23 protein-coding genes are annotated in these 23,106 nt (G+C 64.9%); 8 read left to right on the forward strand and 15 right to left on the reverse strand.

The window, feature by feature from the left end; all coding sequences use genetic code 11:
- Nucleotides 1-391: 391 nt before the first annotated feature.
- Nucleotides 392-553, forward strand: a complete 162-nt coding sequence (locus VKZ50_08025; protein HLJ59663.1) for a hypothetical protein — start codon at nt 392-394, stop codon at nt 551-553.
- A 12-nt stretch (nt 554-565) separates the two neighbouring features.
- On the opposite strand, the gene VKZ50_08030 is transcribed toward VKZ50_08025, so the two are convergent.
- Nucleotides 566-1,768: a polysaccharide deacetylase family protein gene (locus tag VKZ50_08030; protein ID HLJ59664.1), complete on the reverse strand. Its 1,203-nt coding sequence runs from the start codon at nt 1,766-1,768 to the stop codon at nt 566-568.
- A gap of 289 nt (nt 1,769-2,057) precedes the next feature.
- Here VKZ50_08030 and VKZ50_08035 point away from each other — a divergent pair, with 289 nt between their 5' ends.
- Nucleotides 2,058-2,801, forward strand: coding sequence for a class I SAM-dependent methyltransferase (locus VKZ50_08035; GenBank protein HLJ59665.1), 744 nt, complete (start codon nt 2,058-2,060; stop codon nt 2,799-2,801).
- Nucleotides 2,802-2,962: 161 nt separating this feature from the next.
- Here VKZ50_08035 and VKZ50_08040 read toward each other — a convergent pair whose 3' ends face one another.
- Nucleotides 2,963-3,607 carry an NAD(P)-binding domain-containing protein gene (locus VKZ50_08040; protein HLJ59666.1) on the reverse strand — a complete coding sequence of 215 codons (645 nt, stop codon included), beginning with the start codon at nt 3,605-3,607 and terminating at the stop codon, nt 2,963-2,965.
- Nucleotides 3,608-4,395: 788 nt separating this feature from the next.
- Complete coding sequence (locus VKZ50_08045) at nt 4,396-5,016, reverse strand: DUF4389 domain-containing protein (GenBank protein HLJ59667.1); 621 nt, start codon at nt 5,014-5,016, stop codon at nt 4,396-4,398.
- Between the two features lie 499 nt (nt 5,017-5,515).
- Here VKZ50_08045 and VKZ50_08050 point away from each other — a divergent pair, with 499 nt between their 5' ends.
- The 5 genes from VKZ50_08050 to VKZ50_08070 all read left to right on the forward strand — a co-directional run bounded on the left by VKZ50_08050 (nt 5,516) and on the right by VKZ50_08070 (nt 11,101).
- The gene (locus tag VKZ50_08050; protein ID HLJ59668.1) at nt 5,516-7,117 is read left to right on the forward strand and encodes an ABC transporter substrate-binding protein; all 1,602 of its coding nucleotides are present in this window, start codon (nt 5,516-5,518) and stop codon (nt 7,115-7,117) included.
- A 1-nt stretch (nt 7,118) separates the two neighbouring features.
- Nucleotides 7,119-8,072, forward strand: a complete 954-nt coding sequence (locus VKZ50_08055; protein ID HLJ59669.1) for an ABC transporter permease — start codon at nt 7,119-7,121, stop codon at nt 8,070-8,072.
- A 51-nt stretch (nt 8,073-8,123) separates the two neighbouring features.
- Nucleotides 8,124-8,978 carry an ABC transporter permease gene (locus VKZ50_08060; protein HLJ59670.1) on the forward strand — a complete coding sequence of 285 codons (855 nt, stop codon included), beginning with the start codon at nt 8,124-8,126 and terminating at the stop codon, nt 8,976-8,978.
- Between the two features lie 131 nt (nt 8,979-9,109).
- Nucleotides 9,110-9,730 carry a methyltransferase domain-containing protein gene (locus VKZ50_08065; GenBank protein HLJ59671.1) on the forward strand — a complete coding sequence of 207 codons (621 nt, stop codon included), beginning with the start codon at nt 9,110-9,112 and terminating at the stop codon, nt 9,728-9,730.
- 480 nt (nt 9,731-10,210) lie between these two features.
- Nucleotides 10,211-11,101, forward strand: a complete 891-nt coding sequence (locus VKZ50_08070; GenBank protein ID HLJ59672.1) for an ATP-grasp fold amidoligase family protein — start codon at nt 10,211-10,213, stop codon at nt 11,099-11,101.
- Nucleotides 11,102-11,307: 206 nt separating this feature from the next.
- Here VKZ50_08070 and VKZ50_08075 read toward each other — a convergent pair whose 3' ends face one another.
- The 12 genes from VKZ50_08075 to VKZ50_08130 all read right to left on the reverse strand — a co-directional run bounded on the left by VKZ50_08075 (nt 11,308) and on the right by VKZ50_08130 (nt 21,506).
- On the reverse strand, nt 11,308-11,475 hold the full coding sequence (locus VKZ50_08075; GenBank protein HLJ59673.1) for a hypothetical protein: 168 nt from the start codon (nt 11,473-11,475) through the stop codon (nt 11,308-11,310).
- A gap of 117 nt (nt 11,476-11,592) precedes the next feature.
- Nucleotides 11,593-12,366, reverse strand: coding sequence for an SCO family protein (locus tag VKZ50_08080; protein ID HLJ59674.1), 774 nt, complete (start codon nt 12,364-12,366; stop codon nt 11,593-11,595).
- Between the two features lie 180 nt (nt 12,367-12,546).
- Nucleotides 12,547-13,533, reverse strand: a complete 987-nt coding sequence (locus tag VKZ50_08085; GenBank protein HLJ59675.1) for a zinc-binding dehydrogenase — start codon at nt 13,531-13,533, stop codon at nt 12,547-12,549.
- 39 nt (nt 13,534-13,572) lie between these two features.
- A complete protein-coding gene (locus tag VKZ50_08090) occupies nt 13,573-14,445 on the reverse strand; it encodes a carbohydrate ABC transporter permease (GenBank protein HLJ59676.1) in 873 nt (290 codons plus the stop codon).
- Nucleotides 14,442-15,416: a sugar ABC transporter permease gene (locus VKZ50_08095; GenBank protein HLJ59677.1), complete on the reverse strand. Its 975-nt coding sequence runs from the start codon at nt 15,414-15,416 to the stop codon at nt 14,442-14,444. The genes VKZ50_08090 and VKZ50_08095 overlap by 4 nt, the downstream gene beginning before the upstream one ends.
- A gap of 20 nt (nt 15,417-15,436) precedes the next feature.
- Nucleotides 15,437-16,762 (reverse strand): ABC transporter substrate-binding protein, encoded by a 1,326-nt coding sequence (locus VKZ50_08100; protein ID HLJ59678.1) that lies wholly within the window; start codon nt 16,760-16,762, stop codon nt 15,437-15,439.
- 79 nt (nt 16,763-16,841) lie between these two features.
- Nucleotides 16,842-18,080 carry an ROK family transcriptional regulator gene (locus VKZ50_08105; GenBank protein HLJ59679.1) on the reverse strand — a complete coding sequence of 413 codons (1,239 nt, stop codon included), beginning with the start codon at nt 18,078-18,080 and terminating at the stop codon, nt 16,842-16,844.
- A 17-nt stretch (nt 18,081-18,097) separates the two neighbouring features.
- Nucleotides 18,098-19,288, reverse strand: a complete 1,191-nt coding sequence (locus VKZ50_08110; GenBank protein ID HLJ59680.1) for a Xaa-Pro peptidase family protein — start codon at nt 19,286-19,288, stop codon at nt 18,098-18,100.
- The gene (locus tag VKZ50_08115) at nt 19,281-20,252 is read right to left on the reverse strand and encodes a sugar phosphate isomerase/epimerase family protein (GenBank protein HLJ59681.1); all 972 of its coding nucleotides are present in this window, start codon (nt 20,250-20,252) and stop codon (nt 19,281-19,283) included. The genes VKZ50_08110 and VKZ50_08115 overlap by 8 nt, the downstream gene beginning before the upstream one ends.
- 176 nt (nt 20,253-20,428) lie before the next feature.
- A complete protein-coding gene (locus tag VKZ50_08120) occupies nt 20,429-20,881 on the reverse strand; it encodes a MaoC family dehydratase (GenBank protein ID HLJ59682.1) in 453 nt (150 codons plus the stop codon).
- Nucleotides 20,882-20,983: 102 nt separating this feature from the next.
- Nucleotides 20,984-21,163, reverse strand: a complete 180-nt coding sequence (locus VKZ50_08125; GenBank protein ID HLJ59683.1) for a hypothetical protein — start codon at nt 21,161-21,163, stop codon at nt 20,984-20,986.
- Nucleotides 21,164-21,251: 88 nt separating this feature from the next.
- Nucleotides 21,252-21,506: a helix-turn-helix transcriptional regulator gene (locus VKZ50_08130; GenBank protein ID HLJ59684.1), complete on the reverse strand. Its 255-nt coding sequence runs from the start codon at nt 21,504-21,506 to the stop codon at nt 21,252-21,254.
- A gap of 315 nt (nt 21,507-21,821) precedes the next feature.
- Here VKZ50_08130 and VKZ50_08135 point away from each other — a divergent pair, with 315 nt between their 5' ends.
- Entirely contained in the window at nt 21,822-22,508 is a 687-nt protein-coding gene (locus tag VKZ50_08135; protein ID HLJ59685.1) for a response regulator transcription factor, read from the forward strand.
- The last annotated feature ends 598 nt before the right edge of the window (nt 22,509-23,106 follow it).

Below are 23,106 nucleotides of genomic sequence, written 5' to 3' on the forward strand. Positions count from 1 at the left end.
CAATCGGGAGCGTCCGCATCAAGGATATCGCCTGCTAGGCCGAACGCCGGCCACGCTCTTCGCCGGCAGAAAGGCTGGCTAACCTATGCTGCGGGGCTCGCTTGGAGCGCAAAAGTGTCAACACCTCGTCCACACTGGACAGCCTAGCGCACGATTTAGACGTTAACAACCTAAATACCCAATCCCATTCGGCCCCCATCTTGGCACCTCTTGGGTATGCGGCTGTTGAGGAGGACGATTCTGCGATCTTCTACTCCCACCTCCGCGCGGTCAAAAGACCCCCTTTCGGGCGCCGGACCGCCTGAGTTTGTGGAAGCGCGGAGAACTCGGGATTTCGTACGCGAGCGCTGGGGTCCAGACGCGTACGCAGGGACAATGGCGACATACACAGGTGTGCGGCGCGTCCATCGGGAGCAGAGTGGTGATCCTGTGCGACGTCACAATCGGGGAAGGCGCCATCGTCGGCACCGGCAGCGTCTTGACACGAGATGTGCCGCCCAGGACGGTCGTGCCCGGCAATCCCGCAGGCGTGTCGCGTCCCGTCCGACCGTAACGATCGACCCACTCATCGAAACTCCACGACCGTGTTCGGTCGGATCGTCAGCCATAGACGCTCGTCCGTGCGGCGCACGTACTCCCCGTCCCACCGGTCCACCGGTGCCGGGGCCCGCTCCGGCAGCTCGCTTCCGCGCGCGATCACGCACACAGACGCCGTCGTGTGAAACTCGAGCGTTACGCTCCCATTGTAGATTCGCGGATCGAGCCGGTTCACCACGGCAAAGCGCGCGCGCGCCCCCTTGCCCGTCAAGCTGACGACCGACGTTTGCGCGCGCAGCACACGGTATGCGTACAACGGCCCCATTGGCACGTACCACGCGTCGTCGCGCCCGCCCACGTGGGCGAGGTGCCGTTCGTAAAAGCCGTTGGGCCCGTACTCGATCCACTGTGGGTGTGAGATGAAACTGTAAATGCCGCCCGCTGCGTAGACCTCGTCAAACTTCTCGTTCAACGCCTTGACGTTGGTGCGTCCCGAGACGGCGACACCGTCGGTTGTAGTGTACCCGTTTTGCACGGCCTGCGTGTAGCGGGCCGCAAAGGGATTCGCATCGTAGGTCTTGAGGTCTGGGACCAAGTGCCGATCGTGCCGTTCTCCGGGGTAAACGCGGGCGACCAAGTATCCCGCGAGCGCCACCTTTCGCTGCGCGAATCTCCGGTCTGCGCAGTTCCCACACGGGTATGCCCACGTCCACACATGGGATTGATCGGTATGCTCGAGGATATCTCTCCTCGAACCATCGAGCTCATAGCGCGACATCGCCCGGAAGCAGAAGGCGAGCGTCTCGGGCGTCCGACACGGATGCCGCCGGGAATGGGCGCCGACTTCATGACCGTCCCGCGCAGCCCTTCGGAGCCGCGGCCACAACCGGGCGATGGCGGGAACTCCGGTACTGACGAAGACCGTCGCCTTGATACCGTACGTGTCCAGCACATCGAGACAGACGCGGACCTCCGGCGTCGTATCATCGATGCTGTGCGTCACCGCGACGCGCGCGTCGTTGAGATAGCGAGTCGCCCCAACCAGCCGAATCGTCCCGTCGCCGGCCCCCAGTTCGTCGGCACGAACGCCGAGCCGGGCGAGTGGATCTCCCGCAGGTCGGCCGGGCTGCACAACGGGACGGACAAGATCCGCCAGGTCTCCCCAGCACAGGCGGCTGTCGCGGACACGCCACGCCAGCGCCTGCGCACGGGCCACGATGACACCCTTCATGGGAGAAAACCCGACCGCCACTCGGTGCCGAAGCCACCCTGGCATGGTGTCTTAGTTCTTCCCACGCGGCGTTTTCCCTTACGCGCGTGGTCAACCATCCACGCCGATCCAAGGTTCGAAGGATGGACACGCCACCCGACCGATGGTTTGGTCCACACGGATTCTCCCGGTTTGATCCCCCGTCCCCGCGAAGGTCGATCCGATCTGCTTCCCAAGCAGCGGGCCGCGGGTTCGAGTCCCGTTTCCCGCTCCATCGCTCACCCTTAGCTGTAACCCGCGCAAGCGGGACATGCCGACGCGGGCCTCACGATCAACCGATACGGCCACCTCTTCAACTCCGTCCCCATCACGCCTGTCGAGTGGTGGGACGATCTACTCAGGCCTACTGGATGCCCTCACATCAATCAGGGTGTCGAAACTCGCGAACGGCACCGGCAACCTTTGGGCGTCGAACGCGCGCCGGACGAGCGAGGCATCGGGCCTGCGGAGGATGTGGGTTGGTTACATTCTCGCAAGCCCTCCACGGCGGCTCGTGCAGGACCCGGAGCGCCTCCGCACCCCATACGTCCACGCGGGCATAACGGTGCTCGAACCCGGTCCAGGCATGGGTTTCTTTACGCTCGAACTGGCCCGCCTCGTCGGCCCTGCCGGCCGTGTCATCGCTGTAGACATCGAGCCGCGAATGATAGCTGGCTTGCAGCATCGTGCGCGGAAGGTTGGACTGCTCGACCGCATCGACGCGCGTGTCGTTCAGCCAACCTCGATGGGCCTCCGCGACGTGGAGGGAATGATCGATTTCGTATTCGCCTTTTTCGTGGTGCATGAGATGCCTGCGTCGGCCGCGTTTTTCGTTGAGGTCGCCCGCGCGTTGAAGCCTGGCGCGTCTCTTTTTCTTGCCGAACCCGTTGGCCACGTGGGGGACGCAGCGTTCACCGCGGAGATCACCGCGGCTGCCCTCACGGGCCTTTCCGTGGATCGTCGGTCGTTGCTGCGTGGAAGCCGCGCCGCGCTGCTCCGCAAGCCTGCCGCGTGATCGCGTCGCCCCCGAGACCACAACCTCTAGCCGCGCGGGCAGAGGTCGCTGCCTGCACCTCAGAGAGTCACGATAGCACCGATCTTGGGGCGGCGCTCACGGCCACGACCGTCAGGAAGTCCTCGGTTTTTCGAGTGATTCCTTCGGCCGCGCCTGGGACGCTAGGCCCGAAGCAACTTGAACGCTTGATTCCAGTTGCCCGTGCTCACGCTCGCGAGCACCCAGACCAAGCACATCGCTTCGAGGTAGTGAGCGGCGCTGATTCTGCCGACGTCGATCACCTTCCACCCGAAGTCCTTGCAGAGATCCGCGGCGCGCGTCTTGGCGCCAGCATCGTCGCCGCAGATGAACATGTCTGGCGGCCCACCGGGAAGTTGAGGACGGAACATCAACCCGTGCCCCACGGTGTTGAACGCCTTGACCACGTGCGCGTCCGGTAAGAGCCGCTGATGCCGTTCACCGCCCGAATCCCCTACCCCGCCAACGAGCAGGGGCGGCATCCCTTTCGAGAAATCGAGGGGGTTCGTCGCGTCCAACACCAGCTTGCCCCGGAACTGGTCCGGCCCGGCCAGCCGAATCGCGTTCTCTGCAGCCACGCCCAGTGTCGCGAGCACCACCACGTCTCCGAACTGCGCCGCCTGCGCGAATGTGCCGTGGGACGCATTAGATCCCGCGGACTCGGCCCACCCGACGGCGCCCGCGCTGTTCGGTTCGCGCGAGCCCATCATGACACGATGCCCAAGAGTGAGAAAGCCCTGCCCCAGTGCCTTCCCCACGTCCCCGCTGCCCAGCACTCCAACGTTCACGGCGACCCTCCGCGCGACTTCGATGTGTGCCGATTTGTCATGGAGACTATCATACGTCCGTTCGGGGCGGCGCTATCAGGGTCGAACACAACCGCGGAACCGCGCCCGAACCGGCGTCTTGATGCCAACCGGCCACGCGATGCCGCGAGCGCTGTTTGATCGACCCGATCCCGGTCGTTTCCTTGACTTGTGTCCCATCACTGCTCCCGTCGTCACGCGAGCCGCGGGTGCGCAGTGGAATGGCCTCGCGGCACGCCAGAGACTGGATCGAGCGACACGACGGAGACTCTCGCCCGTCGAGCGACCGCGGCGGGGAAGCGCATCTCCTTGGCGGTGGCCAATCTTCACCTGCGAGAAGTACGCCGCCATCAGTCCCGCCGCGATCCGCTCACGAACCTCTTCAACCGGCGCCACATGGAGGAATCGATGGGGCGAGAGTTGCACTGCGGCGCACGCAGCCACGAACCTGCCGCGTCTCTCACGATCGATATCGATCGTGTCAAAGAGCGCACTGATCGGTTCGGTCATCAGGCGGGCGACCCTGATTCACGCCGCGGATGAGATGCTCTACAGGGCGAAAGCCGAGGGGCGCAACAGAGTCCTCGTGACGATGGGGGCGCATGCGTGATGCGCGTCCACACGCGCACCACCCGCGTCGAATCAATCGGTTGCTGATTTCGCGGCCCCGCGCTCCACAGACCCTTGGTATCATGCGTCTCCCGACCGGGGGGCACCCGCGCCACGTCGTTGAAAAACCTCGCGTTCATCCCGATCGGGTCGTCGTGCAATCACGCTGCGCCGTGAAACGGCGGATAGCGGTCCGTCGTGAGCAGAAACGCATAGGCAGTCACCCGCAGCGACCAGCGCAACGCCCCGACGACGAAGTCGAACAGCGGGCGCGGATAGCGTCCCGTGAACAGGATCGCAAACCAGGCGACGATGACGCAGAACCCTGACGCAACGAAGAGGAACACCAAGACGATGTAGTGTGGAATGGCCAAGAACCACTTGACCAGCGGCAGCCAGCGATTCAACTCATGCGCCGCAACAGGGTACGGGATCGCGAGGTGAACGGCTTGGTCCTCATCGGTCGACGGGTACTCGTCGCGGAGCAGCGCCACGTATGCTGAGACGCGGATGTTGAACCTCACGAGCGCGAGGTTCCAGTCGAACCACCAACGCGGGTACGTCTGACGGACAACGAGCATCAACACGGTCGGCAGAACAACAAGCCCTCCCGACTGCAACACAGGATGCTTTGTCCCACCGGTCGCCCCACTGAGTAGCGCGAGGATGACGAGAATCGGGACGACGGTCAACGCTCGGAACGCGGTGGTGAGTCGGTTCAGTTCTCGCTCTGGGTAGTCGACCTCGAGCGTCGCCGGGAATCCCGGCGAATTGTCCACCATGTTGTGTCACCCCAGGTGTGTGTCGTCGGGCGCGTGATGCATTCGACTCACCGGGCGGGCTGTTCTGTCGTGCGCGTCGCGTTGAAGGCAGCGAGAAATCCCAGCCAGGACTTTCGTGCTTGCCTCCTGATTCCTTCCACCGGCCCGCGGAGGCCGGGGTCGCGCCCGGACTCCGGCCCCGTGTCCACGCAAAGGCTCGAGCCAGATCGCGGAGCGACCGCGGCACGCGTCTTACCGTCTTACGTTCCTCCCGGATCACCGAGTGGCACTCCGGTGCGACGATGAGGGGGTCTCAAGGCGTCGGAGGCACAATCCTTCTCGCGTGGTTGCCGAGGAGAATCTGGATACCCGGCTGGGAACCTTCCGGGGGAGGGAATGCGGCCGCGATATCAGAAACTGTCACCACGCCTCTGCACCCGGGACGCGTGGCGCCAAGGACCCGACAGCGCGTCGGCGGGCGAACGACCGCCGGCTCAGAATCACGCAAGGGGGGATTCCTGTGGGGTATGCGATCACCCGTCGTCGTTTCCTCTCTTCGCTCGCCGTTGGAGCCAGCGGAGCGCTTCTGGCGGCGCGCTCCACGCGCGCCGCGACGACGGCGAAGTCTGGAGGAACGCTCATCGCGGGCTGGGAGGCCGAGCCCGGCGCCTTCGACAACGATATCGACCGCGGCGCGGTGACGCGAACGCTGCTCCACAACATCTATGATCGTTTGGTTGACCGTGACATGACGGCAAAGGCGAACCAACCCCTGATAGGCAATCTCGCCACCTCTTGGAACGTCTCACCCGATGCGCGGACGTACACCTTCAAACTTCGTCAAGGGGTGCTGTTCCACGACAGGACGCCGTTCGATGCCGAGGCCGTGAAGTTCAACATCGATCGCGACTCGGATCCTGGCCACAAGTACTATAACAAGGCCGGCGCCGGGAGCCTGAAGCTTGGTTACGGCAACCTCGCCAGTGTCGATGTCGTCGACAAGAACACCATCCGCATCGTCCACAGAGATCCGTTTGCCGATTTCTTGCAGGTGCTGGCGTTTGGTACTTATTCGATCGCAAGCCCGACGGCCATTCAGAAGTACGGCAACGAGGATTACCCCAACCATCCGGTGGGCACCGGACCGTTCAAGTATGTCAGCCGCGAGAAGGGCGTGAAGGTGACCTTCGAGCGAAATCCGGATTATTGGGCAGGCGCACCGGCGATCGACGGCTTCGTCGTTCGCCCTCTGCCCGAGGCGGTTACCCGAGTGACGGCGCTCCAGACCGGCGAAGTCGATTGGATCAACGCGGTCAATCCCGACAGTATGGCCAGCGTGAAGGCGAATCCGAATCTGGTGCTCGACCTGGCGCAACTTCCGAATACCTGGGGCTACATTCCCAACCACAAATACCCCCCGACAACGAAGCGTCAGCTCCGTCAGGCGATGTGCTGGGCGATCGACCGCGAGACGCTGGCGCGCGACGTGATGAGGGGCCTGGCCGTCCCAGCGAAGGGGACGCATGCCGCAGGCACGCCTGGCTACGATCCGAACATCACAGGCTACGGCTACGATCCCGCAAAATCCAAGCAGTTATTGGCTCAGGCGGGGTTTCCGAAGGGACTTTCGCTCGAAATCTGGATGCCTGCCGGCGGCGCAGGCTCTCCATTCGGTGTCCAGATGAACGAGTTCATCCAGCAGAACTTCAAGGATGTTGGGATCGACGCGAAGTTTGTCCAGCAAGAGTTCCAGACCTTCCAGAACAACATGGCGAACGGCATCCAAAAGGACGTGAACGCGATTCAGGTGGGGTTCAGCGTCGATGAGTTCGTCAATCTACAGCGGATGTTTCGGACCGACCTCCAACCGCCCAATGGGAACACGAATCCGGGCTGGTACAGTAATCAAGCGGTGGATACGTTGTTGAAGAAGGCGGGGCAGACCACCAACGAGGCCCAGCGCAAACGGCTCTATTTTCAAGTGGAACAAACGGTCGTCGACGATGCGGCCTGGATTTTCGTCGTCAATCAGAAGGCGGCTCGCGCCTGGAGCAAGAGAGTGAAAGGCTTCGCGAACCCGAACTCATACATGTTCACGTTTCGGACTGTGTCTCTCGCCTAACATGCCTCGCTTCGTCGTCGCGCGGGTTCTCGCGACGATTCCGGTGCTGGTCGGTGTGTCGCTCGTGGTGTTCCTCACGATGAAGATGATCCCCGGCGATGCCGCCGAGGTGCTCGCAGGACCTCAGGCCACGCGGGAGCAGGTCGAGTTGATTCGCCAGAGCCTTGGGTTGAACCGCCCGCTCTATGTCCAGTATGTCAGTTGGCTGAGCCGGGCGGGGCGAGGAGACCTCGGGCGGTCGATTCAGTTGGACGCGCCGGTCACCGAGATGGTACTCGATCGGCTCAAGAACACGCTGGTGCTCGCGCTCGCCAGTGCGCTGCTGGCGGTCGCGATCGGCGTCCCAGTGGGCATCCTCTCAGCGATGCGCCAATCCTCGATCGTAGATCGCGCGTCCGTGGTGCTGGCCATGTTCGGCAACAGTATGCCGACGTTCTGGTTGGGATTGGTGTTGATCCTGATCTTCTCGCTGCAATTTCGACTGTTCCCGTCCAACGGCATGTTCTCACTACGCGGTCCCGCCGGCATTCCCGACCTGTTGTGGCATCTGACCCTCCCCGCGTTCACCCTCTGCGGCGTGCCGGCCGCGGTGCTGACCCGGCTGACACGTTCGAGCGTGGTCGACGCGTTGAACGACGACCACATCCGGACGGCGCGCGCCAAGGGCCTCACCGAGGTACGGGTTATCGTTCACCACGCTCTGCGCAATGCGCTGTTGCCGGTCGTGACGCTCCTCGGGATCCAGGTGGGCTACCTTCTCGGTGGATCGATCCTGGTCGAAACGGTCTTCTCGTGGCCGGGTCTCGGGTTGCAACTCTACGATGCGATCGGCGCGCGCGATCTGCCGCTGGTACAGGGCGGGGTGTTGCTCGTAGCCACGGTGTTCGTCTTCATCAATCTCTTCGTGGACGTGTTCTATGCCGTGCTCGATCCGCGGATTCGATACGCCGCGTGAGCGTGAACGTTAGTCGCGAGTATGTCTGCTACCGTTGGCGCGACGAAACTGGTGAGGAGTGCTCGTGGGTTCAGCGCGCTCGTGGGGAAGCGGCTGCGCTGGGATCCGGTGCTGCTCGCGGCGCTCGGGGTTCTTCTGCTGGTCGCCGTCGGCACGGTGATGGCGCCGCGACTCTCGCCGTATGACCCGACCCGCGTGGATCCTCGGATTCGTCTGTCGCCGCCGGGGACCGTCGGGCACCTGCTGGGGACCGATCAGTTGGGGCGTGACGTTCTCAGCCGCGCGATGTGGGGCGGTCGGATCTCACTGATCGTCGGCATCGTTCCGGTCGTACTGTCAGCGCTGGTCGGAAGCGGCGTGGGGTTGATTTCCGGCTACTATGGCGGTCTCCTCGACCATGCGGTCACCCGATCGCTCGACGTGCTGTTCGCTTTTCCAGCCATTCTGCTCGCCCTCGCGATCGTGTCGGCACTCGGGCCGTCGATTTACAATGCAATGCTGGCGATCACCATCGTCGCGATTCCCAGTTTCGCGCGCCTGGTGCGGTCGTCGACGCTCGGCGTCCGAGAACGCTCGTTTATCGAGGCGGCGAGGTCGTTGGGCGCTGGCAATCAACGCATCATCGTGCAGCACATCCTTCCCCATACCGTGTCGCCGGTGATCGTCTACGCCACATTTGAAACCGGCAAGACGATTATCTTCGCAGCGGCGCTCAGTTTCCTGGGCCTTGGCGTGCAGCCGCCCACAGCGGAGTGGGGAGCCATGCTCAGTGAGGGCCGGACGGTGCTGGCAACCGCCTGGTATGTCGCGACCGTACCTGGTATCATGATATTTCTGGTCAGCCTGAGCATCAACATCCTGGGAGACGGGCTGCGCGATGTGCTCGACCCGCACCAAGCTCGGTAAAGAGACCTCGGACGGGACTTCGAAGAGATGACGATTTCGCTTGGGCTGGCCGGTCGTCACCCCGGACGCGGGCGCGAGCCTAGCCGGTTGCGTCCGTTGGCAGAAGAACAGGCCTCGGGTAGGCTGGAGCCATGAGCGATGAGAGGGCCAAACGGCGGTCTCGGACCACCTTTGATCGTCTCGCCGCGAACTACGAGAATACTCTCGCCGGTTGGCACTCCCGCCGAATGAAAGAGGCCGCGCTCCAGCGTCTTGGCAGCCGAGTCCACGGCCCGCTCCTCGATATCGGATGTGGCCCCGGTCTCCTCCTTCAGACCCTCGCCGAGCGAGATCCCGCGATGTTTCTTGCGGGGCTCGATATCTCGCCCGAGATGATCCGCATCGCCAAAGAGGGCCTCGGACCCCGGGCCGACCTCAGAGTCGGGGACGCCGAGACGTTGCCCTGGGAAGGCGCCCGGTTCGACTGCTTGGTGTGTGTCGACTCTTTTCATCATTACCCGCACCCGCAGGCGGCACTCGCCGAGATGCACCGGGTGCTCAGGAGTGGCGGGCGCCTCGTTGTCGCAGATCCGACAGCGCCGCCGATCATCCGGCAGTTGGCGAACATCGTCAACCCCCTTCTTGGCATGGGAGATGTGCGCATGTACGGACCGCGTGAGATGAAGCGCATGCTTGAGGCGCAGGGGTTTGAGCAGGTGGAGTGGTCGACCGTTGGCATCTGGGGGTTTGTCGCGACTGCAGTGGCCGGTTAACACGGCCGCGTGTGTCAATCGAGGGGACTCGATAAGGGGCACTGCTCGTATTGCGCGACCGACCGCGCGGCGGCAACTCATCAAATATCGCCCGCCTTGACAGCGCCAGGGCCGTGTCACCGTGGCCGTTTTGAGCGGGGCCGCCCCAGAAGCCCGCCACCCCATCCGCTGGCACGACCATTGTAAACAAATTGTATCTTACGGGGAACAACAAGGATCGCGTCGGTGGTCGGTGCTACAATGAACTCCCATGATCCGATTGCTGATCGAACTTCTGAACGGACGGCATCACAATGAAGCGCTGCGTCACGGGCGAAGAACTCAAGGCATTGGCTCGGCGTCGTCCTTCTCATTCAATACAGCAGTGAAGGCCGAGTTCCAAGGGATCGCACGTCACCTCCGGTGGCATCGGAGTTGTCTTTATCCTCGCTGCCGACGTTCGCCCTCGGCATGCGGCGTCCGCATGAGCGTCAACGGGCGATGAATCGCACAGTGGTCGCGACGGCCAGGGCCGTGTTGCCGAACGCGATGTTCGCATCCGCGCGGCTCGTGCGGCGGTATACGCGGCAAGCTGGAAGGCTACCGAATCTCGTGACGCCCAAGACCTTCAACGAAAAAATGCTCCACCGTCTCTTGTTTGACCGCCGGCCGATCCTGACGATGCTCGCGGACAAGTATGCCGTTCGCGAGTACGTCAAGGAGCGCGTCGGCGCGCACGTGCTGACCGAACTCTACTGGACGACCACGGACCCGTCGGACATTCCGTTCGAGATACTGCCGCAGAAGTTTGTCGTGAAACCGACACACGGATCCGGTTGGGTTCGACTCGTCGCGGATAAAACGAGTGTGGACCGAGCAGGGCTCATCGAGACGTGCGCCGACTGGCTCCGGCAGAACTACTACGACGTCGCGGCTGAGTGGGTCTACAAGAACATTGAACCGCGAATCATGATCGAAGAATTCATCGGCGGCGGCACCAGCGCCCCCGCCGACTACAAACTGTTCGTCTTTGACGGTCGCGCCGAGCTCATTGCGATTCACGTCGGCAGATTCGGGGACCATCGGAGCAACGTGTATGGACGGTCCTGGAACCAGCTGGATGTGCGGTTCTCGTTCCCGAACCTCGAGCAGGAGGTGGATCCTCCGAAACACCTCGGCGAGATGATCGCATACGCTGAAGCCTTGGGTCGCGGACTCGACTTCGTCAGGGTCGACCTGTACGACACTGACGAGCAAGTGTACTTTGGCGAAATGACCATCACGGCCGGCGGTGCCGTGGACAGCTTCGACCCGGTTGCGTTCGACCGGCAGCTCGGCGACATGTGGCACCTGGCTTCAGGCCGCCGTGAGGAAAACGGACGGAGGCGCTGACAAGTTCGCGCCACCGGAAGACCACCAACAATTCCGACGCGACCGATCCGTTGCCGGAGCGTTGAGGGTTGGTCGAGTGAATCACCGGCGGGTCTTCTCCGCCGACCGGCGAGTCTAGGATCGCCCGCCCGCTCCGGACAACTCTCAGATGTGTGCCTTCGGGCGCTGGTCCCGGCCGGCGGTACTCCCGGAATCCCGCTCAGGGGCTACCAGACGCGCCGTCCGACGGCGTTCAACTGCATGTTTCCGACCAGATTGACGAGCACAGGCCCGTAGACGAGCAAGATCAGGGCGACCGCGAACCCCAGCCACAACCGCCAGTTGTCGAGCCACGCGGGAACCGGAGCGGGCCGGTACGGCTCCGCCAGCGGCATCTCGACGGGCTTCATCCCTGCGGCTGGGCTGGCGTCTACCTCGTGATGCTCGGCCGGGGGACGACCCAATGATGCACCTCGACCCCTACGAGAAGCGTTGGTTGGTCGCGACGGGCGTCATGCTGGTCGTGTTCGCGTTCGAGAGGCCCCGCGGCTGGCGGCTTCCCGGGCGATAAGTTGCGCGTCGCGCAAGACCAGGCCGGCGTCCGGCGACGCGGTCCTGTACTCTGCGCGGACGATGCCGCGCTCGTCGACCACGATCGTCGCGGGGTCGAATACAATGCCGCCCGGGCCAGGCCCGTAGTACACGCCGAACCCGCCGCCGACCACGTCTTTGAGCCGCGTCGCGTCTCCGGTCGCCAGCCGCCACCAGCGAGGGTCGGCCCCCATCGAAGCGCTCCGCTCGGCGAGTTGCCTCGGGCGGCCTTGACCATCAAGCATGACGGTCACGAGGCGCACCGGCACGCCGAGCGGCTTCGCGGCGAGTCGTTGCTGCAACTGTTGAAACGCCTGGTGGCCGTCGTCGCACGGACGCGCACATTGCAGGGCGGAGAATTGAAAGATGAGGATCGTCCCGGCAAGCCGCGCCAGCACGATCGGCGCGCCCGCGGCATCCGCGAGCGCCACTGGCGGGGCCGGCCTGAGCAGGGGAAGCACCTGCACGGGCCGGAACAGCGCGAACGCGAGCGTCGTGCAGACGAGCAGGGCGACCAACGCCGCCCACACGCGGAGACCGGGGATGGACCCGGGCGTGCGGGGTCCGGGGTCACCGCGGGTCCCCGCCGCGGGTACGGCCAACTCGGGAGTGCCGTTCGCGATCAGCGTGGATGCTGACGGTGCCGTTGGCTTCTCCCCCGGTGCGCGGATGGAGCGCAAGGTACACCGACGCACGCAAGCCAGCGTCCCCGAGCATAGCGCGCAGGTCGGGTCCGCATGTTGGCCGCGTGCGGTCGCGTTGTACGTTAGGCGCCTTTGGTCATTATCCTGCCGCGCCACGGGGACCCGACGTGAAATCATCGCAGAGATCGGCGCGGTCCCGCCCGCGGAATGTATGCGATTGGTGATCCACCACTATTGGGAGAGCTCGACGACCGCCTTGCAGAAACCCGCCACCTTCGTTTCGAGCGCGGAGAAGGCGGCGTCGACCTCGTCGAGGCTGAACCGGTGGCTGATCAGCGCTCCCACGTCGATCTGGCCGGCCGCCATCAAGCGCAGGCCTCTTCGCACGCACTCCATTTTCACATCGACCCGGCGATCGTGGGCGTTCAGGACGTCGAGCGCCTTCCAGTTCCACAGCTGCATGTCCACCTCTCGCCGGCCGCCTCCCTCGTTGTGATAGCCGAGAATGGAGAGCTGGCCGTGCTCCCGCACCAGTTCCCCGGCCAGAGTCAGCCCAGGCTGGGTGCCGGATGCCTCGATGGCGACGTCGACCCCCCATCCGGGCTCCATGGTCGACCGCTGACGGACGCGCAGCCGGTCCGGGAGCTGGTCAGGCGTGAACACCTCATGCGCGCCCAGGCGCTGTGCCATGGTAAGCGCGTCGCGGCGCACGTCGATCGCCACAATGCGGCTTGGCCCGCGGAGACGGATCGCCTGCAGCATGAGCAGACCCATGAACCCGAGGCCCACGATGGCGACCGTGTCCCCCAACTCGACCCGCGTGCGGGCGGCGGCGCTGACGATGCACGCCAGCGGCTCCCCCAGCGCATCGCGGACGTTGAGCCCGGGGGGAATCGACGCCACCCGGTCGTCGCTCGCGGTCGCGTACTCAGAGAACCCGGGCTTGAGCAGGCCGGTGACGGCGGTGCCGGGAGCCACGGTCGTGACCGCCGATCCGACCTCGACGATCTCACCCGAGACCTCGTGCCCGAGCTCGCTTCGACCGTCGCCGGGTCCGGCCTTCCACTGCGGCAGCTCGGACGCGCACACTCCGCAGATGGCGACCCGGACCCGGACTTCCCGCGGCCCCAGACGGCGCAGCGTCCCTTCTTCCACGGCGAAGCGGCGGGGTCCGACCAGCACCGCCTGTCGCTGGCGATCTCCGCGACCGCTGTTCATCCCCGCATTCCTCCCCGGCAACCGCCCGTCCGGAATCCGCTACCCCTTGACCGATCCGACGATCGCGCCCTGCACCATGTAGCGCTGCGCGAACGTCACGAAGATAAACGCGGGAATCAGGGCCAGGGCGCTCGCCGCAAACAGCGGTCCCCAGTTCGTCTGGTATTCCTGCACGAAGACGAAGACCCCGACCGGGATCGTCTCAGCATGCGGGTTCCGGAGGAAGACGGAGGCGACCAGAAACTCATTCCAGGACAGCAGGAAGGAGAAGATCGCGATCGCCGCCAGCCCCGGACCGGACAAAGGCAGCACGATACGCCAGAACCCTGCGAAGCGCGAGGACCCGTCCACCCACGCCGCCTCTTCCAACTCCCGCGGAATCCCGTCGAAGAACCCTTTCGCCATCCAAATCCCGTACGGCAGGACCCCTGCGACGTAGAGCGGGACGACCGAGAGCGACGAGTTGATCAGGTGGAGATACCGGAACAGAATGAACAGCGGGATCAGCTCGAGGATGATCGGAAACATCTGGAGCATCAGCACGGAACGCGCATACCCCACCGCGAACGCGTTCCAGGTCCGCGACAGGCTGTAGCCAGCGAGCATCGCGACTGCGACGCTGACGGCAGTCACCAGCACCGTCACCGTCACGCTCGTCCGGACGAAGCTCGCGAAGTCGGTCTGCGTGCCGAGGATGCCGTAGTTCTCGACCGTCCAGTGAATCGGGAACAGCGAGTTGGTCGAGAGAAACTCCGCGGTCGACTTCAACGAGTTCACGATGACGACCAGTACCGGGATGTTCGCCCCCAGCGCGAGCGCGCAGAGCACGCCCAGGCGCAGCCCCGGCGAGCGCCGCCGGCGCCGGCCGGGCGGCCGCAGAGCGAGCGCCGACGGGATCGACGCGACGCTCACAGCGCACCGGGCCGGGTGGCCGCGCCGGGTCCGACCGCCACGACCGCCTGATCGGGGCGGGAGCGCAGCAGCAGGACGGCGAGCGCCATCAGCACCACGAGGCTGACGATCGCCGCGGCGGACCCCAACCCCACGTTCTGGACGATGAAGGTGTACTTGTACGAGAGCACCATCAGGTTCTCCGTTGCGAACCCGGGTCCGCCCTGCGTGAGCAACCAGATCGTCTCGAAGTCGTGGATCGAGAAGATCGCCATCATGATCCACATCACGATCGACAGCGTCGCAATGTGCGGCCACGCGATGTGTTTGAACCACGCGGTCTTCCCCGCACCGTCCACCGCCGCCGCTTCCCCCAGGTTGGGGTCGATAGTCTGCAACGCCGCGAGACAGGAGACCATCATGAACGGGTACGATCGCCACACCTTGACGAGGGTCACCGTAAACGTCGCCCACGCCGGCGTGGCGAAGAACGGGATCGGCTGGAATCCGAGGTGTTGGAGCAGCGCGTCCACCGGGCCGTTCTGCGGCTCCAGCAGCCAGCGGAAGCTCTGGGTGCTCACGATCGACGGGATGATCCACGGGATGAGCAGCGCTCCCCGGAGCACGCCCCGTCCGGCGATCTCCGCGTTCAGCAGCAGCGCGAGCCCGAGGCCGATCAGGTAGCTGCCGGCGACCGTCCCGATCGTGAACACGGCAGTGAAGACGACCGCGTTCTGGAACTCGGGGTCTTGCAGGAGTTGTGAATAGTTGTCCAGCCCGACGAACCCACCGAGCGCCAACAGCGATCCGCCCCGGAAACTGTACGCGAGACCTTGGACGAACGGATACCCCATGATCAGCGCGAACACCAGCAACGATGGCGCCAGGAAGGCATACGAGAGCCGTTCGCTCCGGCTGAATCGGGGGGCCCTGGTGAGGACCCCCCGCCGCCGCGCGCGCCCCGATGCGTCCGTCGAGACGTCTCTTGCCACGATCGCAGGAACCCCGCGACTCAGGCGGTGCGCTTCATGATCGTCTCGATGCTTCTCTGGGCGGTCTGCAACGCCTGCTTGGGATCTTTCCCGGAGAGCAGGTCGTTGACGAGGACCGCGAGCTCGCCCTCTCCCTCCACTGAGTTCAACTGGGGGAACAGCGTCGGGTAGTGCGTTCCCATCGTCCGGCCGATCGGAAGCCACTCCGTGATGAGCCGCTTGGAGATGTCGCTGTTGAAGTACGCGTTTGCCCCTACCGACTTCCGCACCGGAAGCTGTTGCGCGTGCCCCTGCCAGAACAGCGGGCCGTTGTTGACCGCCCACCACTTGATCCAGGCCTTTCCGCCTGCGGGACTCTTGCTCTTGCTGAACGAGAAACAGTTGTTGACCCAGTAGAGCGTGCCTTTGTCTCCGTGCGGTCCCGCGGTCGGATCGAGCAGATCGAGCTTGCCCGCCAGATTGGGCAGTGTCGCCGGAAGCGCTGGTTGGTTGATATAGATGACCGCCTGCCCCTCGGCGAAGGCTTTCGTCGCGTCGTCCTTGCTCATGCCGGGGCTGTTCGGGCTGATGTATTTCTGCTTCACCATCTCCGAGATGAACGTGGCCGCCTCCAGATTGCGCTCGCTGATCACCGCGACGTTCCGCTGCTTGTCGAACAAACCGCCGCCGTTGTTGAACACAAACGCCATCATCTGCTGCCAGCCGAACTGGCCGGACGCGAATGCGTACAGGTAGATGTTCTGTTTCTTGAGCGCCGCGCCGAGGCGCATGAGATCGTCCCACGTCTTTGGCGCCTTGAGACCGTTCTTATCAAGGATGTCCTTCCGGTAGTACGGGACGCGGATGTCGTAGCCGCTCGGCAGGCAGACGTAGTGGCCGTTGAACTTCATCAGGTCCAGCACGCCCGGGACGAAGTCGTTGATCTTGCCCTCGGCCTTCAGCTCGGCCACGACGTCATCGAGGATCGACGTCTGGCCGATCGCATTGTACTGCCAGGGCATGTACGCGGTCCCCGCGACCGCGTCCGGTTGCGTGCCGGACGCGATCGCCGTGCCAAGCTTTTCGTACCAGGTGTTGCTGCCGCCGCTTGGGATCGCGTTCCAATTGACTTTGTACTGGCTCTGCGATGCGTTGAACTGGCTCACGAGTGACTGGTCGGTGCTGGCGTACTCGGGCCCGCCGCGAACCGAGATCCACCATTCGACGTCCGCGGGGGCGCCGTAGGCGGGGGTGCCGCTTGATCGGGAGCCTCCTTGCAACACGCTCAGGCCGAACGTGCTCAACCCTGCAAGCCCGATGCCGGTGCTGGTCAAGAACTTCCGTCTCGTCACGCCGCGATCTCTCATGTGGCCCCCTCCAATAGTCGTCGTCGTGGACGTGTCCTCAGGCCTGTCATGGAACGCGTGCACCTTGCGTCCGTGTTCCCTATCCGGTGAGCACCTGGAGTGACGAGCGGCCTGCGGCCTCAAGGGGGCTGAGCGCTCCCTCCACCGCAAGCAGGCTCGCACCGAGAATGCCGGCGCGGCCGTCGAGCTCGCTCGTGACGATGGGAAGACTCCTCGTGGCGAGCGGCATGGATCGATGGTACACGGCGCTGCGCAGCTCGCCGAGAAAACCGGGTCCCCAGTGGAGCACTCCCCCCCCGACGACGATCAACGCGGGGTTGAGCGCGCTGACCAGCCCGGCCACCGTCTCTCCGACCAGCCGCCCTGAGGTGCGGAGGGTGCTCATCGCCCACCGGTCGCCGCAGGCGACCGCTTCGCTCATCAACAGCCCATCGATGTCCTTGCCGGCCGCCACGGCGTCCGCCAGGAACGGCGACCGGCCGTCTCGCGCGGCCGCCTTCGCCTGTTCGAGCATGGGGCGGGCGCCGGCGAGGGCACCCAGGCAGCCGACGTTGCCGCAGGGACACGTCGGTCCATCGGGATCGACGCAGATGTGTCCGATGTCGCCCGCCGCCCCGTTGGCGCCGCGGTAGAGCTGACCGTTGATGATCAGGCCGGCCCCGATGCCGGTCCCGACCTTGACGAAGAGGAGGTCGTCGACGCCCTTGCCCACGCCGTACCGGTGCTCGGCGAGCGCCATCAGGTTGACCTCGTTGTCCACGAACACGGGCGCCGCGTATTCCCCGGCGAACCAGTTTCGGATCGGTGAGCGGTGCCATCCCGGCATGAGCGCCGGCGCGATCGGAAGATCGGACGCGTGCTCGACCGGACCGGGCACGGCGATCCCGATCGCCATGACCTCGTCGGCGGACACCGGCTGGGCCGCAAGCAGCTCGGCGAGGCGTTGCTTGACCACCCCGAGGATGGCGTCCGGCCCGTCCCTGATGTCCGCCGGTTCACCGCGATGCGCAATGACCTCGCTGCCCAACGTGGTCAGCGCCGTATCGATCGAGGTGGCGCCCAACTCCACGGCCGCGATCACCCCGGCCGAGCGCGGGATCGTAATGAGCGAGGACGGCCGGCCGCCGACCGGGTCCGCCAGCCCCTCCTCAACGAGCAGCCCCGCCGAGATGAGCTGCCCCACTTCGTGCGACACTTTGCCGCGGCTTACGCCGAGCGCCTCGACGAGCTGGCCGCGCGTGACCGTGCCCTCCGCTCGGACGTGCCGGAGGATCGCGCCTTGGACCTCACTCTTGACCAACGGCCATCGCGACGTCATGGGAGGCTCCCGCCGTGTCAAAACCCACCCCGCGGGTACGGACAGAGCGAGTCGCAGCCCGCGGCCGTCACCACCACGTTCTCCTCCATTCGCACCCCGCCCCACCCCTCGATGTAGACGGCGGGCTCGACGGCGAGCACCATGCCCTCCTCGAGCACGTCCTCGCTCGCCGGATGCAGGGTCGGACACGGGTCGTGAAACTGGAGCCCGGTGCCGTGCCCCAGCTGGTGCGGAAACTTGTCGCCGAAGCCGTGGCCGGCGAGGCTTTTGCGCGCGAGTGCGTCAAGGTCTCGCGCCTTGACCCCGGGCTTCGCGGCGGCGATGACCGCGTCGATCGCGGCCCGGACCGCCTTGAAGATCGTCTTCGTGCGCGCGTCGGGCTCCCCCACCATGAAGGTCCGCGTCAGGTCGCTGAAGTACCCGTCCGCCACCGTGTTGAGCTCGACCAGAACCGGCTCGCCTTCCTTGAGCGTCTTCGCGGTCGACATGCAGAACGGCCGCCACGAGTTGGCGGCGTTCGGCCCGGACATCACGAAGCAGAACCCCCGCGCCCGCTCGGTCCCCTTGTATCCGACGCCGGCGCCGTAGATCCGGGCTTCGACATCCCCCGCGATGGCCGCCTCCGCGACGCCCGCGCGAACCGACGCGGCGGCCACCTCGTAGCCGAACCCGGCGATTTCGTTGGCGCGGCGGAGCTGGTCGATCTCGATCGCCGACTTGATCGCGCGAGCCCGCAGCAGCACGGGGGTCGCGTCGCACAGGGTGGCTCCCGGGATGCTCTCCCGCAGCATGCGCAGCGTCGTCTCGGCGAACACGCGCGCCTCACCGGCAACGTTGTTCGCCGCCACGAGCTCGAAGCTGCCCTCGTACCCGATGCGACCGGTGGTCAAGCCCTTGTCGGTGGCCACCTTCTCCAGCACCGGCTTCGTGTCACGGTTTGGATTCGCGGTCGCCGCCATGTTGACAAAGCGGTACGATCGAACGTCTTCGACCCAACCCCGCTTCACATAGTCGAGCTCGGAGAACGGCGGGATCAGCGTCACCTCGCCCTCTCTGGTCAGGATCGCCGTGGACGCGCCGATCACCGGCCAGTATCCCGTGAGGTACAGCACGTTTTCTGGAAGCCGGCAGACGAGCCCGTCCAGACCGGCCCGTTTCATGCCGTCGACGAGCCGGCCCAACCGCTCCCGGTCCATTGGGCTAGGCATAGACGGCCTGACCCGGTCCACCTGCCCACTCGATTTTGATGCCTTGAGCCTCCGCCAGCCCCCGCAGGTAATGCACCGCCGCCAACGTCTCGTTCACGAACGCGTCGGTCGCCGTGCGGTTTCCGCGATACACGCCGGGCACCGCAGCCTGCCCACGCGCGACACCCGGGACGTCTTCGAGCTCGATCGAGATCGTGCCGTCAAACCCCACGTCGCGGAGCGCGCACAGCACGGCGGTCCAATCGATCTTTCCCTTGCCGGGCCGCCAGTGCACGTTCGTCGTACCGTCGTTGTCGGAGAAGTGACAATGGTAGATGCGGTCACGCAACTGGTAGATCACGGCGTGCGGGATCTCCCCAACCGGGAACAGGTGGCTCGGATCCAAGTTCATGCCGAGAATCGGCGATCCCACATGCTCGATCAGGCGCAGCATCGACGCCGCGTTGGCCATGTAGCGGTAGGGATGCGGCTCCATCGAATACCGGAGCCCGGCGGCGTGCACCGCGTTCGCGCACTGCCGCACCGAGTCGACGTAGAACTCCCAGTTCCGCTTCCAGTCGAGCCCGCTCGGATACGACACCGAGAACATCTGCATGTGCGGCCGGTCGGTGATGCGTGGCGCCTCGATGTTAAACGGATAGGCCGACACGGAGTCCACGAGTTTCGCGCCGAGATTTGCCCCGACGTCCACGACCCGCTTGAACAGTTCGATCGACTGTTTGCGGGCCGTCGGATCGTCGCTCGAAACGCCCTTGGGGTTGTGGACGAACTGGGAAATCTCAAGCCCCTCCGAGGCCACGAGATCACGGAGCTCACGGATCTTCTGAGGGGTGTAGTACTCGAGAAACTCCTCGTTCCAGACGATCAGTTCCACGGCCTTGAAGCCGAGCTTGGCAATCCTGCGCACCTCGTCGTCGTACGGAGGATCCCAGCGAAACGGCCAGATCGATGCCCCGAACTTCATTGCGCCCTCCCTGGATTCCAGACTGGTGCCGCGGTAATGGTTCTTCTGCGGCGAACAGCGAGACTTCCGCCTTTCGAGAATCAGAAGTACGATAGAGATGACCGAAAGTCCTTGTGACGTGGAGTGAAGTCTGATGTGCCTCGGGACGCAGGTGGCGGAAATGCTCTTGTCACGAGCTATCCGTGTTTGCGCTGTTCCAGCTCTGGCCGCAGCGTATACGTCCAGGCTTCTGCTTCCAGGACGATCTCGCCGGTTTGGTTGGTGACCGCGAACTTGAGGTGACAGACGGGTTTGTCCGGCTTGAGGCCCACAACCTCTACCCGTGCGGTCACTGTGTCCCCGACGTACACCGGACGATGGAAGGCTAGTGTCTGGCTCATGAAGACCGAGCCCGGCCCCGGAAGGTCCATCGCGACGAGCGCGCTCAACAGACCCGCGGTGACGCCGCCCTGGGCGATGAGCCGGCCGAAGCGCGTGCGGGCGGCAAAGGCCTGATCAAAGTGAAGCGGGTTCTCGTCGCCGGTGAGCTCGGCGTACAGCCGCAGATCACCCGCCGTGATCGTCTTCGTGCGGGTCGCTGCCTGCCCGACTCGCAACCCAAGTGGTCCGATGACGTCCGAGGTCCCCATGTGGCCTCCGATCGCGCCGGGCGACACGCGTGAGGCCTGCGCACGGGGTCATTCGGTCTCGAGGCAGGGGTCCCTCCAACGGGAGTGCGGAAACTCGCGCGGTTAGCCGACTTCCACCATCAGCACGTGTTCCGGATTCAGATACCGCGTGCGGTCCTTGTACGTGACCTGGATCATCGCCGACGAAACGTCTTTCACCCGCGCGCCGTCCAGTACGGCGCCGTTCACGAGGTAGATATCGACGACTCGTCCTTTGATCTGGATAGCCTCCGCGAACGTCATAGTGCCACCTCCGTAAAGTTCACCCGTCAGGCAGGCGCGTCGGCGTCCCCGAGCGCCGCGGTGCCGTCACCACACGCCGAGGGCTGCGCTACACCGTGCGACCGTTGCTCGGCCTGCGCGTCTTCCGGCGCTCCAACACCTCGACGATACGCTGCGTGAGCTCGGCGCTCGGCCGCGCCCGGCCGTTGATCACCTGATTGAGATGTGAAACGCTGACGCCGATCTCCATCGCGAGCGAGGACTGACTCACCCCGCGCTCTTCGCACCACGATCGCAGTTCCTGGATGATCGGACTTGGCTCGAACGCACTCCGCTCGGATCCGTTCGGCCCGCTGCCCCCCACGTCCTACCCTCCCACACGCCGCTCGTGAGCCATCCCGGGCCGGTGATGGCACCGGTCCCGTATTGCTAGTACCCAGTTGCCGCGGGTCTCAGACACCACGCGGCGGCAGACGTCCCGCGCGCGCAGCTCCGCCGCAGCACCGTGTGGTGGGCGGGAGCCCCTGGCAATGGTCGGAGCGCAACGGACGCGAGGCATGCCGTCGGAGACGCCGCGGAGGATGCGGTCTCGGACCCGGCGAATGCAGTCTTGACAGGCGGCCCGCGGTACGAGTGGCCGAAGAGTTCTTAGACCGACCGATGAGGAGCATCCACCCCATTGGCCAGCAGGCTTACCGTCACGGACATGCCTAGCGCCCGCGCGGCCGTCCGTATTCTCCTCGTCGACGGCAACCGGTTGTTTCGGGCGGGCATCCGTACGCTACTGTCGCAGCATTCGGATCTCGCCGTGCTCGACGACGTCGAGTCGGGCGCGGACGCTCTGAAGGTTCTTCAAACCCAGGAACCGGACGTCGTGCTCATGGAAGTGAACCTGCCCGACATGGACGGACTCGAGGTGCTGAAACAGCTCCGCGCGGCGTCGGACAGGGTACAGGTGCTGTTCCTCACCACCGTGGACGACGCCGAAGCACTCCTCTCCGCGGCCGAAGCCGGCGCGGCAGGATACGTCCTCAAAGACATCAGTCCCGAGAACTTGGCGAACGCGATCCGGGCCGTGCACGAGGGGCGCACGATGATCAACCCCGTACTCGCCAGGCGCATGCTGGCACGGCTCGCGGCAAAGGCCAAGGACGGCGCACCGCCGGACAAGGCCAAGCTGGGAGAGAATGAGGTCCTGATCCTCAGCCGCGTTGCCCTGGGCATGAGCGACCGGGAGATCGCGACGAAGCTCCATTTGTCAGAAGCGACGGTGAAGAAACAACTCAGAAGGATCTACGGCAAGCTCGGCGCGCGCAACCGCGCCCAAGCGGCGTTGCTCGCCGTCAAGTTGAATCTCATCACTTAGCCCGTCCGGCACATCTCAGCGAACCGGGCGACAGCAAAGCGGAAACTTCTGCGCGTAGAGCCTAGTTCTCCCGGAACCTGCGGTTTGGGAACGGGATATCTGGGTTATCAAGTGCGCGCGGTTTTGTTGGCTCGATTGATCGGCATGGGAACGTTCTACACGGAAATCCCCGGCCGTGCCACGGTCAAATCCCCACCGACTACCGCGCCGCTGCATCTGCAGCGCCTGCCGCGGAGTGGTCGTCCATCGGCGGACCAGGCGCACTGGAACGACTGGGGCGTTGCCTGCGCGTCGGCTCGTAGTGGCCCTGTTCGCGAACCGGGAGCGCCGAAGCGCACCTGAGCAGCGACCCGCGAGGGTGGGGGTCCGCGTACCAAGCGCTCGCACGTTGGAGCTGACTGGTCAGAGAGGCATCGCCGACTAAGAACGAGAGGGGGGGCGAGGATCGTGCCCTCGCCCCCCTCCTTGCCCGTTCTTTCGAGCTAGCTTAACGTTGCGTCAACTAGTGGTTTCCGTGGCCGCCGTTGCCGCCCTGCCCGCCGCCACCACCACCGCCGCTGCCGCCCCCGTTCTGGTTGCCACCATTCCCACCGTTCCC

The sequence above is a fragment of the bacterium genome (assembly GCA_035295165.1).
GTDB lineage: Bacteria > Sysuimicrobiota > Sysuimicrobiia > Sysuimicrobiales > Segetimicrobiaceae > JAJPIA01.